Source organism: Flavobacterium sp. SORGH_AS_0622 (assembly GCF_030818825.1).
Classification (GTDB): Bacteria; Bacteroidota; Bacteroidia; order Flavobacteriales; family Flavobacteriaceae; genus Flavobacterium.
In genome coordinates this window covers 3,026,642-3,042,728 of record NZ_JAUTAX010000001.1, presented here as the reverse complement: position 1 = coordinate 3,042,728, position 16,087 = coordinate 3,026,642, and the positions used below count along the sequence as shown (strand labels likewise).

General features: G+C 34.7%; 12 protein-coding genes. 11 read left to right on the top strand and 1 reads right to left on the bottom strand.

The window, feature by feature from the left end; genetic code table 11:
- Positions 1-46: 46 nt before the first annotated feature.
- The 3 genes from QE431_RS12935 to QE431_RS12925 all read left to right on the top strand — a co-directional run bounded on the left by QE431_RS12935 (position 47) and on the right by QE431_RS12925 (position 5,213).
- On the top strand, positions 47-2,440 hold the full coding sequence (locus tag QE431_RS12935) for a TonB-dependent receptor (RefSeq protein WP_307296523.1): 2,394 nt from the start codon (positions 47-49) through the stop codon (positions 2,438-2,440).
- A gap of 22 nt (positions 2,441-2,462) precedes the next feature.
- Positions 2,463-3,695 carry a DUF4374 domain-containing protein gene (locus QE431_RS12930; RefSeq protein ID WP_307296521.1) on the top strand — a complete coding sequence of 411 codons (1,233 nt, stop codon included), beginning with the start codon at positions 2,463-2,465 and terminating at the stop codon, positions 3,693-3,695.
- Between the two features lie 75 nt (positions 3,696-3,770).
- Entirely contained in the window at positions 3,771-5,213 is a 1,443-nt protein-coding gene (locus QE431_RS12925) for a PepSY domain-containing protein (protein ID WP_307296520.1), read from the top strand.
- Between the two features lie 82 nt (positions 5,214-5,295).
- Here the strand turns inward: QE431_RS12925 and QE431_RS12920 are convergent, their stop codons facing one another.
- Positions 5,296-6,234, bottom strand: coding sequence for an alpha/beta hydrolase (locus tag QE431_RS12920; RefSeq protein WP_307296519.1), 939 nt, complete (start codon positions 6,232-6,234; stop codon positions 5,296-5,298).
- Between the two features lie 406 nt (positions 6,235-6,640).
- Between QE431_RS12920 and QE431_RS12915 the strand changes: the two genes are divergently transcribed.
- From QE431_RS12915 to QE431_RS12880, 8 genes are all read left to right on the top strand, one after another.
- Positions 6,641-8,110 carry an MFS transporter gene (locus tag QE431_RS12915; protein WP_307296518.1) on the top strand — a complete coding sequence of 490 codons (1,470 nt, stop codon included), beginning with the start codon at positions 6,641-6,643 and terminating at the stop codon, positions 8,108-8,110.
- A 47-nt stretch (positions 8,111-8,157) separates the two neighbouring features.
- Complete coding sequence (locus QE431_RS12910; protein ID WP_307296515.1) at positions 8,158-9,474, top strand: MFS transporter; 1,317 nt, start codon at positions 8,158-8,160, stop codon at positions 9,472-9,474.
- A gap of 98 nt (positions 9,475-9,572) precedes the next feature.
- Positions 9,573-10,412 carry a 5-dehydro-4-deoxy-D-glucuronate isomerase gene (gene kduI, locus QE431_RS12905; protein WP_082586765.1) on the top strand — a complete coding sequence of 280 codons (840 nt, stop codon included), beginning with the start codon at positions 9,573-9,575 and terminating at the stop codon, positions 10,410-10,412.
- Positions 10,413-10,416: 4 nt separating this feature from the next.
- The gene (locus QE431_RS12900) at positions 10,417-11,208 is read left to right on the top strand and encodes a gluconate 5-dehydrogenase (protein WP_057116191.1); all 792 of its coding nucleotides are present in this window, start codon (positions 10,417-10,419) and stop codon (positions 11,206-11,208) included.
- 24 nt (positions 11,209-11,232) lie between these two features.
- The gene (gene uxaC / locus QE431_RS12895; RefSeq protein WP_307296509.1) at positions 11,233-12,636 is read left to right on the top strand and encodes a glucuronate isomerase; all 1,404 of its coding nucleotides are present in this window, start codon (positions 11,233-11,235) and stop codon (positions 12,634-12,636) included.
- 63 nt (positions 12,637-12,699) lie between these two features.
- Positions 12,700-13,722, top strand: coding sequence for a sugar kinase (locus tag QE431_RS12890; protein WP_307296506.1), 1,023 nt, complete (start codon positions 12,700-12,702; stop codon positions 13,720-13,722).
- Between the two features lie 10 nt (positions 13,723-13,732).
- Positions 13,733-14,401 (top strand): bifunctional 4-hydroxy-2-oxoglutarate aldolase/2-dehydro-3-deoxy-phosphogluconate aldolase, encoded by a 669-nt coding sequence (locus QE431_RS12885; RefSeq protein WP_057116188.1) that lies wholly within the window; start codon positions 13,733-13,735, stop codon positions 14,399-14,401.
- 219 nt (positions 14,402-14,620) lie between these two features.
- Complete coding sequence (locus QE431_RS12880; protein ID WP_307296502.1) at positions 14,621-16,066, top strand: tagaturonate reductase; 1,446 nt, start codon at positions 14,621-14,623, stop codon at positions 16,064-16,066.
- Positions 16,067-16,087 lie beyond the last annotated feature (21 nt).

The window sequence follows — 16,087 nt, the reverse complement described above, 5'->3', positions numbered from 1 at the left end:
TGGTAATTTTGCGACAAAGTTATTTATAATTAGTCTAATTAAAGATATGTCAACTCAAAAATTTTTATTTTTTATTTCATTTTTCTTCTTTTCGTTCTTATCATTTTCCCAGCAAAATCAAGCTGTTACCGTATCTGGACAAGTTGTTGAAAAATCTGGGCAAACAATTCCATTTGCCACAATAGTTATAGAAAAAACGGGTTTAAGTATGGTTTCAGATGAAAACGGGAAGTTCATTTTTAATAATGTTAAGCCAGGAAAACACACATTAAAAATTTCGGCAATCGGGTTTTCAAGCTTTAAAAAAAACATAGAAGTATCAGATGTCAGCATAAATATTCCAGTTCAGTTAGAAAGTGAATTACAAGAGTTAGAAAGCGTAACCGTACTTGGAAGAACACCAACCGAAAAAGTAAATAAACAAGCTTACAGCGTAACAGCAATTGATGCTAAAAAATTACACAATTCAACATTGGATTTGTCTCATGCCTTAGATCGTGTTTCTGGAGTTCGTAACCGCGAAGCAGGAGGAGTTGGTTCGAGATCTGAACTTTCTATAAACGGATTTTCGGGTAATCAGATCAAAGTTTTTATTGACGGAGTGCCAATGGATAATTTTGGTTCTTCATTTCAAATGAATAATATTCCAATCAATCTTGCCGATCGTGTCGAAGTTTACAAAGGAGTTGTACCAATTTGGCTGGGCGGAGATGCTCTTGGAGGTGCAATTAATATTGTGACTAACAGCAAGCCAAGAACTTTTGTAGATGCTTCTTATTCTTTCGGATCTTTTAATACGCATCGTTCTAGTATCAACGCAGGCTATACGGCAAAAAGCGGATTCACAACAGAAATCAATGCTTTTCAAAACTATTCAGACAATAATTATTGGGTCAACGTAGACGTTGCCGATTTGAATACGGGAGCTTATTTCCCCAATCAGCGCGTAAGACGTTTTCATGATAAATACCGCAATGAAACTGTAATTGTAAATATTGGTGTAACAGGAAAAAAATATGCCGATAAATTAATGATTGGTTTTACTGGAGGAGAAAATAAAGCTGATATTCAGACTGGTGCAAGAATGGTTAGCGTTTTTGGAGAAATCTACAGAAGAGGAAGTATTGTTATGCCGACTTTGAAATATCAGGTTAAAGATTTATTTACCAAAGGTCTTAATGTTAATGTGACGGGTAATTACAATTTTGGATTCGAACAAAATGTAGATACAGTTTTTAGAAGATACAATTGGTTTGGAGACTATAAACAGTATGAAGGTACTGGCGGAGAAAGAAGCCGTACACTTCGTAAATTTTATAACAATAATGGTGTAGCGACTGCAAATGCAACTTATACGCTGAATGAAAGACACTCATTTATGATCAATAACACTTTTAATACTTTTGACCGTAAAGAGAGTGATGAACTAGTTCCTGAATCTTTGGTGTACAAACAGCCTAAAAAGACACAAAAAAATGTTTTAGGTTTAGGGTATAAACTGGATTATAATGAAAAGTGGAGTACTTCTTTATTCTTAAAAGATTATTCATTAAAAACTACTTATTCAAGAAGTTACAATCCTTCTGGAAATGCGGGCGATATTGCTTATCAAAAATATGTTGATAATACTTCTACAACAGGATATGGTGCCGCAACGAGTTATTACATAAAGCGTAATCTTCAGGTAAAAGCTTCTTTTGAGAAGAGTTACAGACTCCCGACTCCTGAAGAAATCTTCGGAAATGTAAATGATAATTTAGAAGGAAATCTGGCTTTAAAACCAGAAACTAGTAACAACTTTAATATTGGTGCAAGTTATCAAACGAGTTTTAATGTAAAAAATGCGCTGTCATTTGATGTGAATCTTTTACATAGAAATGCAACAGATTTTATTCGTCCTACCTTGAATAATAATCAAACCATGACTACGAATGTAAACCAAGGGAAAGTAACCAATTATGGTATTGACGGGGAGGTTAGATATTCGTACAGCAACAGGTTTACGGCTGGATTTAATGCCACGTATCAGAATATTAGAAATATGACTGAATATGAGCCAAATCAAAATTATGTTTCTCCATTTTACAAAGACAGAATTCCAAATATGCCATTCCTTTTCGGAAATGCCGATGCAACAGTATTCTTCAATAATCTATGGAAAAAAGGAAACAATTTATCCGTTGGCTACAATTTACTATATGTCCATACTTACTATTTGTCTTGGCCAAGTATGGGAAGCAAGGATAGTAAATTAGAAATTCCGCAGCAGTTCAGTCACGATTTGAATGCAGTTTATACGCTTGCTAACGGAAAATATAATATTGCTTTTGAATGTAAAAACTTCTTAGATAATAAACTCTACGACAACTTCTCCTTGCAAAAACCAAGCAGAGCTTTTTACATCAAACTTAGATATTACTTCAGTAAATCAAATAATTAATTTAATACAAACACATATTACAATGAAAAAAGGGACCAAATTAGCGTTATTATCAGCTGTATTAGCTTTTACAGCTTTTTCTTGCAGCAGTGATTCAGATAAACCAGGCGACACAACAGGTGGAGGGACAGATACTGGAAAAACTAAATATATTATTACTGCGACAACAGGAGCAGCAGGAATTGCAGATTATTTATTAACTGCAGACGATGTTACTACAGGAACTATCACAACTACTGGAAACGGATTGGAACAAGACGGAACGTACCGTTACTATATTACAGCACAAAATAACTTTTTCAGTTTACTTTACGGACAAGGAAATCCTGGAGCTGTAACAACTTACAATTTAAATGCTGAAGGAAAATTAGTGAAGAAATCTGATTTCCAAGCAGAAACTGTACACGTATTTGCTGCTGTAAACAAAGATATCCTAACAATTAAGGTTCCAAGAAGTGGTGCTTCAATTGCTTCTATGTACAAAATTGATGCTGAAAAATCACTTATTATTGGTGAAGCACAGCAGGATACTAAGAAATTGGCAGGAAACGGTGAAAGAGCTTTCTTTACTTGGGCAACTCAGGTTGGAGACAAAGTTTATATGCCATATATGAGTATTAAAGGTGATGGAGTAGATAATTTCGGAACTGTAAATCCAGATAGTACTTGGGTAGCAGTTTACAATTATCCAGAACTTAAATTAGAAAAAGTAATCAAAGATAACCGTACAAGTTACTTAGGAGCTTATTTCACAAACGGATTATTTCAAGATGAAAATGGAGATGCTTACGGTTTCTCTGGAGCTATTGCGACAAGCAATGCTGTTGTGACTTCTACAAAACCATCTGCCGTTGTAAAAATCAAAAAAGGAACTACAGAATTTGACAAGTCTTATTTCTTCAATGTTCAGGAAAAATCTGGAGGATATAAAATTTCTTCTACCTCTTACATTTCAAAAGGTAAATTCTTATTATTAATGTACGGAAATGTTGGAAAAAACAATGGTGCAGTTAAAATGGCTATTGCCGATGTGTACAACCAGACATTTACATGGGTTACAAATGCTCCTGCAACATTAACTTCTGTTACAAGCCGTTATAATATTACTTCTGAAGACGGAAGTTCTGCAATTGTTGGTATCAACACTCCTGATGGAAACTGGATTTATTCTATCAACGGCTCAACAGCTGTTGCTACAAAAGGAATGAAAGTTGAAGGCGGACAAATTACTGCAATTCAGAAATTAAAATACTAATATTTTTTTACCGTAAGTCCTTCTTTTTTATGAGGACTTGCGTTTTTTTTATTTATCCTATTTATCTATCCAATTATGTTTTCTTCTTCAAAACCAAAACCCAATACTAAGAAAAAAAGTAAAAAATCGCTTTTTAAGCGTGTTATGGCCTGGCTGCATTTGTGGCTTGGCCTGGCATCTGGAATTATTGTAGTGATTGTCAGTCTTACGGGCTGTATATATGTTTTCGAAAATGAAATTAAAGATTTTATTGAAGACTGGCGTTTTGTAAAACCACAGGAAAAAGCATTTTTACTGCCATCTCAATTGGTTACGATTGCAGATAAGAAAATGAAAGATAAACATGCGACCAGCGTAACTTTTGGCGGAAAAGACGAAGCAGCGATTGTTGGTTATTTTGTAGAGAAAAAAGAAGAAGGCAGAAAAGGCAGGGGAGAAAGAGCGGAACATAAACGAGACGATAAAAGAAAAAACTTTGCTAAAAATGAAAGTCTAAAAGGAAAGACGGATTTAAAAGCGCAGCCGACTGAAAAAGGAAAAGAAGGAGGTAAAAAAGGAAAAGGAGGAAGAAGAAACGGGACTTTTATTAGTGTTTATATGAATCCTTATACGGGAGAAATCCTAAATGTAAAAACATTTTCGCGAGGAGAATCGCCAGATTTTTTCAGATGGATCTTAAACGGTCACCGTGCCTTATGGCTTCCGTATGACATAGGACGCCCGATTGTAGGGGTTGCTGTCCTGATTTTTGTTTTTCTTTTAATTTCCGGAATTGTTTTGTGGTGGCCTACAAAATGGATAAAATCAATAATAGATAAAAGTTTTAAAATAAAATGGGACGCGAGTTTTAAACGTGTCAATTACGATTTACACAATGTATTCGGATTTTACAGCTGTATTTTTCTTTTTTTCATTGCCGTAACTGGTTTGGTTTGGAGTTTTGGGTGGTGGAGTAAGTCACTATATTGGGTAATATCAGGAGGAACTCCGCTAGTTGAAAATCGAGAATCTCCAAAATCTGATACCACAATTGTCAAGGCATTTAATATTACAACTGCTGATAAAGTATTATTGAATATTAAAAAAGAAAACCCTCAGGCTGCTGGAATCATGATTAGTATTCCTTCGAAACCTGCAGATCCTATTGGTGCTTTTGTTTACAAGCAAAGACATACTTTTTACAACATGGACCGCTATAGTTTTGATCAGCAGACTTTGAAGGAAATTTCGATTAAAACTCCTTTTTCAGGAAAGTATATCGAAGCCAATATTCCAGACAAGATTCGACGTATGAATTACGATATTCATGTAGGAAGCGTTCTTGGTTTGACAGGTAAAATTATTGCGTTTCTCGCTAGTTTAATTTCAGCCAGTTTACCCATTACAGGTTTTATTATTTGGTGGGGAAAACAAAAATTTGGTAAAAAGAAAGCGCCCGCAGCAAAACCCAAAGTGGCCAGTAAAATAATTACTGCCCCGAAATTGAAAAGCAACGCAGCACAAGAAGTTTCTGCTTAAAATATAAAATGTTTTTTAATTCCTTTTTGTTTTTTTTTTGATCAAAAGGCAAAACTTACGAAGTTTTGCCTTTTTTTATTTTTTAGTTATAACCATTGGCTTTAAGCCATTCTACACAATCTCTGGTCCAAAATTTACTGGTATCATTAACTCCTAATCCAAAACCGTGACCGCCTTTTTCGTATAAATGTAACTCTGCTTTAACACCATTTTTTTTGAGTGCTAAGTAGTAATTAATACTGTTTTCTGGAATAACAACTGTGTCATCTGTAGCGTGAATTAAGAAAGCTGGAGGTGTTTTAGACGTAACTTTCTTTTCGTTTGAATAGGAATCAATTAAATCTTCTGACGGATTACTGCCAAGTAAATTAGTCTGCGAACCTTTATGCGTAATTTGATTTTCCATTGAAATTACAGGATACATTAAAATAGAAAAATCGGGGCGTGCACTAACTTTATATGTAGATTCATAAACTTTATCATCATAGTGAGTAGATAGAGTTGAAGCTAAATGTCCGCCCGCAGAAAAACCTAAAATTCCAATCTTATTCGGATCAATATTTAATTTTGCTGCATTTTGTCTTACATAACGAACTGCCTCTTGGGCATCTTGTAACGGACCAACAATTTTATTCTTCATAATCAAATCGTTCGGAAGACGGTATTTCAATACAAAAGCCACAATTCCCAAGCTGTTGAACCATTCGGCTACTTTTGTTCCTTCTTTATCAAAAGCTAAATGCATATAACCTCCGCCGGGACAAATGATTACAGCAGTTTGATTGGGTTTTGCATCTTTGGGAATAAAAATACTTAAGGTAGGAATGGTAACCTGAGTTGTACTTTGCAGTTTTCCGTCAGTAATACTTTCTTTTTCCTTATAATCTGCTGCTTTTATCTCGTCTGGAATTTTATTCCATAACGGAATTACCTGATTCTGTGCACTGCTTGAAAATATTCCACAAAGCAATAGAAAACCCAAAGCAATTCCTCGTAATAGTTGTGTTTTTTTATTTTTCAATTTGTTTGGTAATTATTTGATTTTTAAATATTTATTAACTTTTGTTGTAAAAAAAGTAACCGTTTATTCTAAAAGTAAAATTAGAATAAAATTGATTCTAGAAACATAAATTTCAGGACAATTTTACCCCATAAAAAGGATGAATTTCACCTCTTGGTTTTTAACAAATATATTGTTTAATGTGTAATTTTGTATTCTTTTTTTTATGTAATATGTTTATTTAAATAGTTAAAATAATTTTTTATACAATTTATTTGGATTGTAGAGATTAAAAACTATATTTGTGCAATCGATTACATTATTTATTTCATTGATTGTTAAAATATTGATTTTAACATTTTTAAATAGAAGTAAATGCTATAGGCTGAGATTACCAAAAATTACAAAACTATAATACCCACTTACTATGAATCAAACCGAAACTGTTGCCGTGAATGAGAATGTCAAATCTACAGGAAAATACCGTTGGAGTATTTGTGCATTGTTGTTTTTTGCAACTACAATTAATTATCTGGACAGGCAGGTTCTTTCGCTGACTTGGAGCGATTTTATCGCGCCAGAATTTCATTGGACCAATAATGATTACGGAAATATTACAGCATTATTCTCTATTTTTTATGCAGTTTCGTTACTCTTTGCAGGAAGATTTGTAGACTGGTTAGATACTAAAAAAGGATTTCTTTGGGCAATCGGGATTTGGTCTGTAGGGGCTTGTCTTCATGCATTTTGCGGAATTGCAACTTCAGGAATTATTACAGGCGAATGGTTGGTAGGATTTCACGGTTCAAAAGAAATAATCAGCACTGTTAGCGATACGGCATTGGTAATCAATGTAAGTGTGGCTCTTTTTATTTTCGCACGTTTTGTTTTAGCAGTTGGAGAAGCTGGAAACTTTCCGGCAGCGATTAAAACAACAGCAGAATATTTTCCTAAAAAAGACAGAGCTTTTGCAACTAGTATTTTCAATGCTGGTGCAACAGTAGGAGCTTTAGCGGCGCCAATTACTATCCCTTTTATTGCAAAATCATTTGGCTGGGAAATGTCATTTATTATTATTGGAGCTTTAGGATTTGTCTGGATGGGATTCTGGATGTTTATGTACGATAAACCAGAAAGACATTCAAAAGTAACAGCAGATGAGTTAGCTTATATTCAGCAAGATGACATCGCTGATAGTAAATTAGTGGGTTATGTTCCTGAAACAACTACAAAAGTTTCTCTACTAGAGTGTTTTAAATACAAACAAACTTGGGCATTCGCATTCGGAAAATTTATGACAGATGGTGTTTGGTGGTTCTTTTTATTCTGGACACCGGCATATTTAAGTTCTGTTTACGGAATGGATTCTACACAAGCTGCCTTACCATTGTTTGTTTTGTATATGATTACTTTATTGTCAATTATCGGCGGATGGCTTCCAACTTATTTCGTAGAGAAAAAAGGAATGAATCCATACGAAGGAAGAATGAGAGCGATGTTGATTTTTGCGTTTTTCCCATTGTTAGCACTAATTGCACAACCTTTAGGATATATTAGTTACTGGATTCCTGTCATCATTATCGGAATCGCTGGTGCTGCACACCAATCTTGGTCGGCAAATATCTTTACTACGGTTGGAGATATGTTTCCTAAAAAAGCAATTGCCACCATTACGGGAATTGGAGGTTTAGCAGGTGGAATTGGTTCGACATTAATCAATAAAGGATCAGGAGTTTTGTTTGATCATGCTAAAGAAACAGATATGGTTTTCATGGGATTTAAAGGAATTGAAGCTGGATATTTTATTATATTTTCTATCTGTGCCGTTTGTTATTTAACTGGCTGGATTGTGATGAAAACACTAGTTCCGAAATACAGACCAATTACAAATCTCTAACCAAGATTTCTCAAAACTAACTAACCAACTTAAACCAAAACCACATCATGAACCAAGCTAATGCAGCAATAGGAAAATACCGTTGGACTATTTGCAGTTTAGTGTTTTTTGCTACAACTGTTAATTATCTGGATAGAAATGTAATAAGTTACCTTCGGCCTTTTTTAGCAGAAGCTTTTCATTGGACACCAGAGCAGGAAGTAATTGATTATTCAAATATCGAATTGGCTTTTAAAATAGCTTATGCCTTGGGAATGCTGGTTGCCGGTGGAATTATTGATAAGTTAGGAACAAAATTAGGTTATGCAATTGCAACTGGATTATGGAGTTTAGCAGCAATTGGACATGCGCTGGCAACAGGAACAGGAGGATTTTTAATTGCACGTGTGTTTTTAGGAGTAACAGAGGCAGGAAACTTTCCGGCAGCGATAAAAGCAACAGCTGAATGGTTTCCGCAGAAAGAGAGAGCCTTAGCAACAGGGATTTTCAATTCAGGAAGTAACATTGGAGCTATAATCGTACCTTTAACTGTTCCTTATATTGCAGAAAAATACGGATGGCAGTGGGCTTTTATCATAACAGGAATAGTTGGTTTTATCTGGCTGATTTTATGGTTTTTGTTTTATGAAGTTCCGCAAAAACAGAAACGTCTCTCTCAGGCAGAATTAGAATATATTACTTCTGACAAATTAGAAGAAGTAGAAGAAGAATCAAAAGAAAAAGTTTCGTGGATTAAATTATTGTCGTTTCGCCAGACTTGGGCTTTTGCAATTGGTAAATTATTGACAGATCCAGTTTGGTGGTTTTATCTCTTCTGGCTTCCAGATTTTTTGATGAAAGAGTACAAGCTTACAGCAACAGAAATTATCTGGCCTTGCGCGCTGGTATATATGATAGGAAGTGTTGGAAGTATTGGCGGAGGCTGGCTTCCGTTAAAATTAATAAACAATAATTGGCCTGCTTACAAAGCTCGTAAAACAAGTATGCTCATTTATGCATTTGCCGTTCTTCCCGTTTTGTTTTCACAATATTTAGGAACAATAAATATGTGGTTTGCCATATTGGTTATTGGTCTGGCGGTTTCAGCACATCAAGCCTGGAGCGCCAATATCTTTACGACTGTTTCAGATATGTTTCCAAAAAAGGCAACGGCATCGGTTACAGGAATGGGAGGAATGTTTGGAGCGCTTGGCGGTATATTATTGACTTTAGTAGTACAGAAAAACATGTTTGTGTACTATACTAAATTGGGTAAAATCGAAACAGGATATTTCATTATGTTCTGTATCTGCGGAGCTTCATATTTATTGGCTTGGCTGATTATGCATATTCTAGTTCCGAGAATGAAAAAAGTAGAATTGTAAAGAAAAAATGATCGGCAGTGAAATAAATTTTGGTTTGAATTATGGTTTTTCAATATAAAAAATTAATTTTGTGCAATCGATTACATTAAATAGAAATTATGACAAAATATAGTTCAAGATACGCGTCAAGCCCAGAAGCTGTAAAAAAATATGATACACAACAATTAAGAGAAGAATTCTTAATTGATGACCTGATGCAGGAAGATGAAGTAGTATTGGTTTATTCTCATTATGACAGATATATTGCAGGTTCTGCAGTTCCGGTAAAAGGAGATTTGGTTTTAGAAACTATCGATCCGCTTAAAGCGCCTTATTTTTTAGAAAGAAGAGAACTTGGAATTATTAATGTAGGAGGAAGCGGTTCTGTTGTAGTGGAAGGAACAACTTATGAATTAGGTTTTAAAGATGCACTTTACATCGGAAGCGGGAATAAGGAAGTGATCTTCAAAAGTGATGATGCAGGTAGTCCTGCTAAATTCTATCTGAATTCAGCTCCAGCTCATACCAATTACCCAACTAAAAAAGTAAGTTTAGCGGAAGCGAATAAGCTGCAGTTAGGAACAATGGAAACAGCTAACCATCGTACCGTAAACCAAATGATTATTGGAAGTGTTGTTACGACATGCCAATTGCAAATGGGAATGACAGAATTAAAACCGGGAAGTGTTTGGAACACGATGCCGGCTCACGTACACGACCGTAGAATGGAAGTTTATTTCTATTTAGATATTCCACAAGATCAGGCTGTTTGTCACTTTATGGGACAGCCTCAGGAAACAAGACATATCTGGATGAACAATCATCAGGCAGTTATTTCGCCGCCTTGGTCAATTCACTCAGGTTCAGGAACCAGCAATTATACTTTTATCTGGGGAATGGCAGGTGAAAACTTAGATTACGGAGATATGGATGTTTGTAAAATCACAGATTTAAGATAAGAATATGACAAACTTATTTGATATAAAAGGAAAAGTTGCCCTTATTACAGGAAGTACGCACGGACTGGGAATGGCAATGGCAAAAGGACTTGGAGAAGCCGGGGCTACAATTGTAGTGAACGGAAATTCATCTCAGCAAAAAATTGACGATGCCGTGGCAGAACTTCAAAAAGAAGGAATCAATGCTGTGGGTTATAAATTTAATGTAACAGATGAACAAGAAGTAAAGGCTGCTGTTGAGAAAATCCAAAGTGAAGTTGGACCAATCGATATCCTAATCAACAATGCTGGAATCATCAAAAGAATTCCGTTGTTAGATATGGAAGTTTCAGATTTCAGAGAAGTAGTTGATATTGATCTTGTAAGTCCATTTATCGTTTCTAAGCATGTTGCAAAAGGCATGATTGAAAGAAGACAAGGAAAAATAATCAACATTTGCTCTATGATGAGCGAATTAGGACGCAGCACAGTTTCTGCTTACGCTGCTGCAAAAGGCGGTTTAAAAATGCTGACTAAAAACATGGCTACAGAATGGGCAAAATACAATGTTCAGATCAACGGAATCGGACCAGGATATTTTGCAACAGAACAAACAAAACCAATTAGAGTTGACGGGCATCCGTTTAACGATTTTATTATTAGTAGAACTCCAGCGGCAAAATGGGGAGATCCAAGCGATTTAGCCGGAGCAGCAATATTTTTATCATCAAAAGCGAGTGATTTTGTAAACGGTCACATTTTATATGTTGACGGTGGAATCCTTGCTACAATTGGAAAACCTTCAAACGAAGAATAATTCTCAAATTATATTTTAAAAGACATGAGCGCAAATACATTCATACATGACAATTTTTTATTAGAAAATAAATACGCTGAAGAGTTATATCATAATTATTCTAAAAATCAGCCAATTATTGATTATCACAATCATCTTAATCCGCAATTTATTGCAGAAGATAAGATTTTTGATAATATAACAAATGTATGGATCAATGGCGATCATTACAAATGGCGTGCAATGCGTACATTAGGAATTAATGAGCAGTTTGTAACAGGAAATGGTTCAGACAAAGATAAGTTCTTAAATTGGGCAAAAACAGTTCCGTACACGATGCGTAATCCTTTGTACCACTGGACACATTTAGAATTAGCTCGTTATTTTGATATTTATGATCTGCTGAATGAAAAATCGGCTGAGAAAATTTATATCGAAACTTCAGAAAAAATAAATTCTCAAGCTTACAGCACACAGAATCTTCTTAAAAAAGTAAACGCTGAATTAGTTTGTACTACAGAAGATCCAATTGATTCGTTAGAATATCACCAAAAATTCGCAAACAATTCAGTTGGAATCAAAATGAGTACGGCTTTCAGACCTGATAAAGCCATCTTAATTGCTAATGATGGTTATAATGCATATCTGGACACATTAGGGGATGTGTCCGGAGTTGCAATTAATACTTATGCTGATTTACAAACCGCATTAAGAAAAAGAATTGAATTCTTTAATGCAAACGGATGTAAATTAAGTGACCACGGTTTAAATCAAATTGATTTTGAAGAGTTTACTGAAAATGAAGTAAATGCGATTTTCAAGAAGAAAAGAGAAAACAGAATTTTATCGCCAGAAGAAGCTTTGAAATTCCAAAGTGCGATTTTGATTTTCTTATCAGAAACTTATCATGAATTTGGATGGGTGCAGCAGTTTCACTTAGGTGCATTGCGTAACAATAATGCCCGTATGCACAGAATTTTAGGTCCAGATACAGGATGGGATTCTATTGGAGATTATCCACAGGCACAAAAATTATCTGCTTTCTTAAATGCATTAGACAGCAAAGATAAATTGACCAAAACAATTATCTACAACCTAAATCCAGCTGATAACGAAGTTATGGCAACAATGATTGGAAATTTCAATGACGGAAGCGTTCGCGGAAAAGTACAATTTGGTTCTGGATGGTGGTTTTTAGATCAAAAAGACGGAATGACAAAGCAGTTAAATGCGCTTTCCAATATGGGCTTAATCAGTTGTTTTGTTGGAATGCTTACAGATTCAAGAAGTTTCTTATCATTCCCAAGACATGAATATTTCAGACGTATTTTATGTAATCTTTTAGGAGATGAAATCAAACGCGGTGAACTTCCAAACGACATGGAATGGATTGGAAAATTAGTTGCTGATATTTCATACAACAATGCTAAAGAGTATTTCAAATTTTAATTAAAAGTTAACCGCAAAGTTCACAATCCCGATAGCTATCGGGAGTGGCAAAAAAAATATAATATGAGTAGAGTAGTTGCATTTGGAGAAATCATGCTGCGTTTATCGACAGACAGACATTTACGTTTTTCGCAGTCTACAGCATTTGGTGCTACGTATGGCGGCGGTGAATTTAACGTATGCGTTTCTTTGGCAAATTACGGAGTTAATGCTGAATTTGTTACCAGGCTGCCAGAAAATGAAATTGGTTTTTCTGCATTAAGAGAAATCCGAAAAATGAACGTTGAATCTAAAAACATTGTTTACGGAGGAGATCGTTTAGGAATCTATTTCTTAGAGACTGGAGCAGGAACACGCGGAAGCAATGTCGTTTATGATCGTGCACACAGTGCCATGTCAACTATTCAAAAAGGACAGGTCGACTGGGAAAAAGTGTTGGAAGGAGCTGAATGGTTCCACTGGAGCGGTATTACACCAGCGATTTCAGAAAGTGCAGCAGAAGCTTGTTTAGAAGCAATTAAAGTCGCTCATAAATTAGGAATTAAAATTTCATGCGATTTAAATTACAGGTCAAAACTTTGGCAGTATGGCAAAACTCCAAGCGAGGTAATGCCAGAAATGCTAAAATATAGTAATGTTATTTTAGGAGATATTGATACTGCGTATTTTATGTTGGGAATTCCTAAAGTAAATCCGAATTATCAAGACGAGAAAACGCTTCCAAATTTATATACAAAATTGTTCGAATTTATTCCGAACCTTGAAATCGCTGCTACGACACTTCGTTATTCTGTAAGTGCTTCTCACCAAAGAATCGGCGGAATTTTGTTTGACGGAAAAGCAATTCACAGTGCAGCTGTAAAAGAAGTTACTCCAGTAGTCGACCGTGTAGGAAGCGGCGATGCATTTATGGGCGGATTAATTTATGGTCTGCTGGAATATCAAAATAATAACCAAAGAGCATTAGATTTTGCAGTTGCAGCATGTTGTTTAAAACATACCATTGCAGGAGATTACAACTTGGTTACATTGAAAGAAGTTGAAAATATGATTGATGGTGATGGCTCTGCATTAGTATCAAGATAAAAAAATAAAAATGGCAAAATATTCAAGAATTGAAGTCGCTTCGCAAATGAAAGAAAACGGTATGGTTCCGTTGTTTTTTCATTCTGATATCGAATTGAGTAAAAAAGTTTTAAAAGCATGTTACGACGGTGGTTCTAGATTAATGGAATTTACCAGCAGAGGTGATTTTGCACACGAAGTTTTTGGCGCTTTAAACAAATATGCTTTGGCAGAACTTCCAGGAATGATCTTAGGAGTGGGCTCAATTACAGATGCCGCTTCTGCTTCATTGTACATGAGTTTAGGTGCAAATTTTATTGTAACACCAGTTTTTAGAGAAGATATTGCTATCGCTTGTAATCGTAGAAAAGTATTGTGGTCACCTGGCTGTGGTACTTTGACAGAAATTGCGAGAGCAGAAGAATTAGGCTGTGAAATCGTAAAATTATTTCCAGCAGATATTTACGGACCAGAATTTATAAAAGCCATAAAAGGACCGTGTCCGTGGACAAACATTATGCCTACAGGAGGTGTTTACCCGACTAAAGAAAGTCTGAGTTCATGGTTAAATGCAGGTGCAACTTGTGTTGGTTTAGGTTCGCAGTTAATTTCAAAAGATATATTAGAAAATAAAGACTTCGACGGATTGACTGCAAAAGTTAGTCAAGTTCTTGACATTATAAAAGAGATTAGAAAATAGATTAAGGGGTAATCATGCCGAACTCCTTATTTTATAAGTTTTTTTTAGATTTTTAGAGATTGTAATTGAACATTACGCTTGAAAAATTTTACCCGCCATTCCTCACAGCAGGTTTTATTTTGCTAATCGGGTGTAATGTTTCATTTACAATTTAAAAGGCAGAAATAAAGAAATAAGGTTTGTAAATGGTTATTTATAACGCATTAAAGAAAATTTAAAATGAAAAAATTAAATAGAATAAATACAGGATTAGAAAAGTTACAGCCAATTAAGGTAGTTCAATTTGGCGAGGGTAACTTTTTAAGAGCCTTTGTTGATTATGCTTTTGACAAACTAAATAAAGAAGTTGATTTTAATGCCGGTATTGCAATAGTTCAGCCTTTGAAAGACGGTATGGTAAATATGATTAATGATCAGGACGGTCTTTATACCTTATTTATGAACGGAATTAAAAAAGGTGAAAAAATACAAGATATTGAGTTAATTACAAATATTGTAAAAACTATAAACCCTTATACTGAATTTGCAGATTATTTGGCTTTAGCCAAAGAAGAAGAACTTCAGTTTATTGTTTCTAATACTACAGAAGCTGGAATTGAATTTATTGAAAGTGATACTCCAGACATGCAGCCGCCAGTGTCATTTCCTGCAAAATTGACGGTTTTATTATATGAAAGATTTAAACATTTTAATGGAGATGCTTCTAAAGGAGTTACAATAATTCCTTGTGAATTAATTGATTATAACTCTGAAACACTGAAAAAATATATTTTACAATATGTTGATTTATGGAAATTAGAAGATGCATTTAAAACTTGGGTATCAGATGCTTGTACGTATCATAGTACTTTGGTTGACAGAATCGTTCCTGGATATCCAAGAGCTGAAATTGAAGAGTACAATAGTAAATTAGATTATGAGGACAATTTAATTGTTGCTGCTGAACCTTTTTTCCTTTGGGCTATTGAAGGCGGAGATGATTTAAAATCAAAATTGCCATTTCATAAAACAGACTTGAATGTAAAAATCGTTGATGATATACGTCCTTTTAAAATGATTAAAGTTCGTATTTTAAACGGTGCGCACACGGCAATGGTTCCATTTTCACTTTTGCATGGTAATAAATTAGTAATGGAAACTGTTAACGGAGACTTTACTGGAAAATTTGTAAACAGCGTTATTAGTGAAATTAGTGAAACTCTTGATATGGACAAAAATGAAATTACGGCCTATTCTGAGGAAGTAATGGACCGATTTAAAAATCCATTTATCAAACATGCACTTGCGGATATTGCATTAAATTCTGTATCTAAATTCAAAGTAAGAGTTTTACCAAGTTTATTAGGATATTATAAGGCTAACAAAAAACTGCCTGTTAATTTGACTTTTTCATTAGCGAGTTTAATTCGTTTCTACAAAGGATCGTGGAATGGTGAAAGTTTACCGGTTAAAGATGGTGAAGATATTACAACTTTCTTTAACGGACTTTGGAAATCTGATGATTACGAGAAAATCGCTCGTTTGACATTACAAAATAAAAATTTCTGGGATGAAGATTTAACAGAGATCCCTGGATTAACAAAAGCAATTACAATTGCATTAGAGGAAATAGATGCAAATGGTATTGAAGCTGGCTTCGCTAAGTTTCAAGAAAGAATCAAATAAAAAAACACACAAAAAGAACAA

Bases quoted from the DNA above. Each gene is read 5' to 3' on its own strand.
- QE431_RS12900 (WP_057116191.1), top strand. From the start codon at position 10,417: ATGACAAACTTATTTGATATAAAAGGAAAAGTTGCCCTTATTACAGGA.
- QE431_RS12915 (WP_307296518.1), top strand. From the start codon at position 6,641: ATGAATCAAACCGAAACTGTTGCCGTGAATGAGAATGTCAAATCTACA.
- kduI (WP_082586765.1), top strand. From the start codon at position 9,573: ATGACAAAATATAGTTCAAGATACGCGTCAAGCCCAGAAGCTGTAAAA.
- uxaC (WP_307296509.1), top strand. From the start codon at position 11,233: ATGAGCGCAAATACATTCATACATGACAATTTTTTATTAGAAAATAAA.
- QE431_RS12930 (WP_307296521.1), top strand. From the start codon at position 2,463: ATGAAAAAAGGGACCAAATTAGCGTTATTATCAGCTGTATTAGCTTTT.
- QE431_RS12925 (WP_307296520.1), top strand. From the start codon at position 3,771: ATGTTTTCTTCTTCAAAACCAAAACCCAATACTAAGAAAAAAAGTAAA.
- QE431_RS12935 (WP_307296523.1), top strand. From the start codon at position 47: ATGTCAACTCAAAAATTTTTATTTTTTATTTCATTTTTCTTCTTTTCG.
- QE431_RS12880 (WP_307296502.1), top strand. From the start codon at position 14,621: ATGAAAAAATTAAATAGAATAAATACAGGATTAGAAAAGTTACAGCCA.
- QE431_RS12885 (WP_057116188.1), top strand. From the start codon at position 13,733: ATGGCAAAATATTCAAGAATTGAAGTCGCTTCGCAAATGAAAGAAAAC.
- QE431_RS12910 (WP_307296515.1), top strand. From the start codon at position 8,158: ATGAACCAAGCTAATGCAGCAATAGGAAAATACCGTTGGACTATTTGC.
- QE431_RS12890 (WP_307296506.1), top strand. From the start codon at position 12,700: ATGAGTAGAGTAGTTGCATTTGGAGAAATCATGCTGCGTTTATCGACA.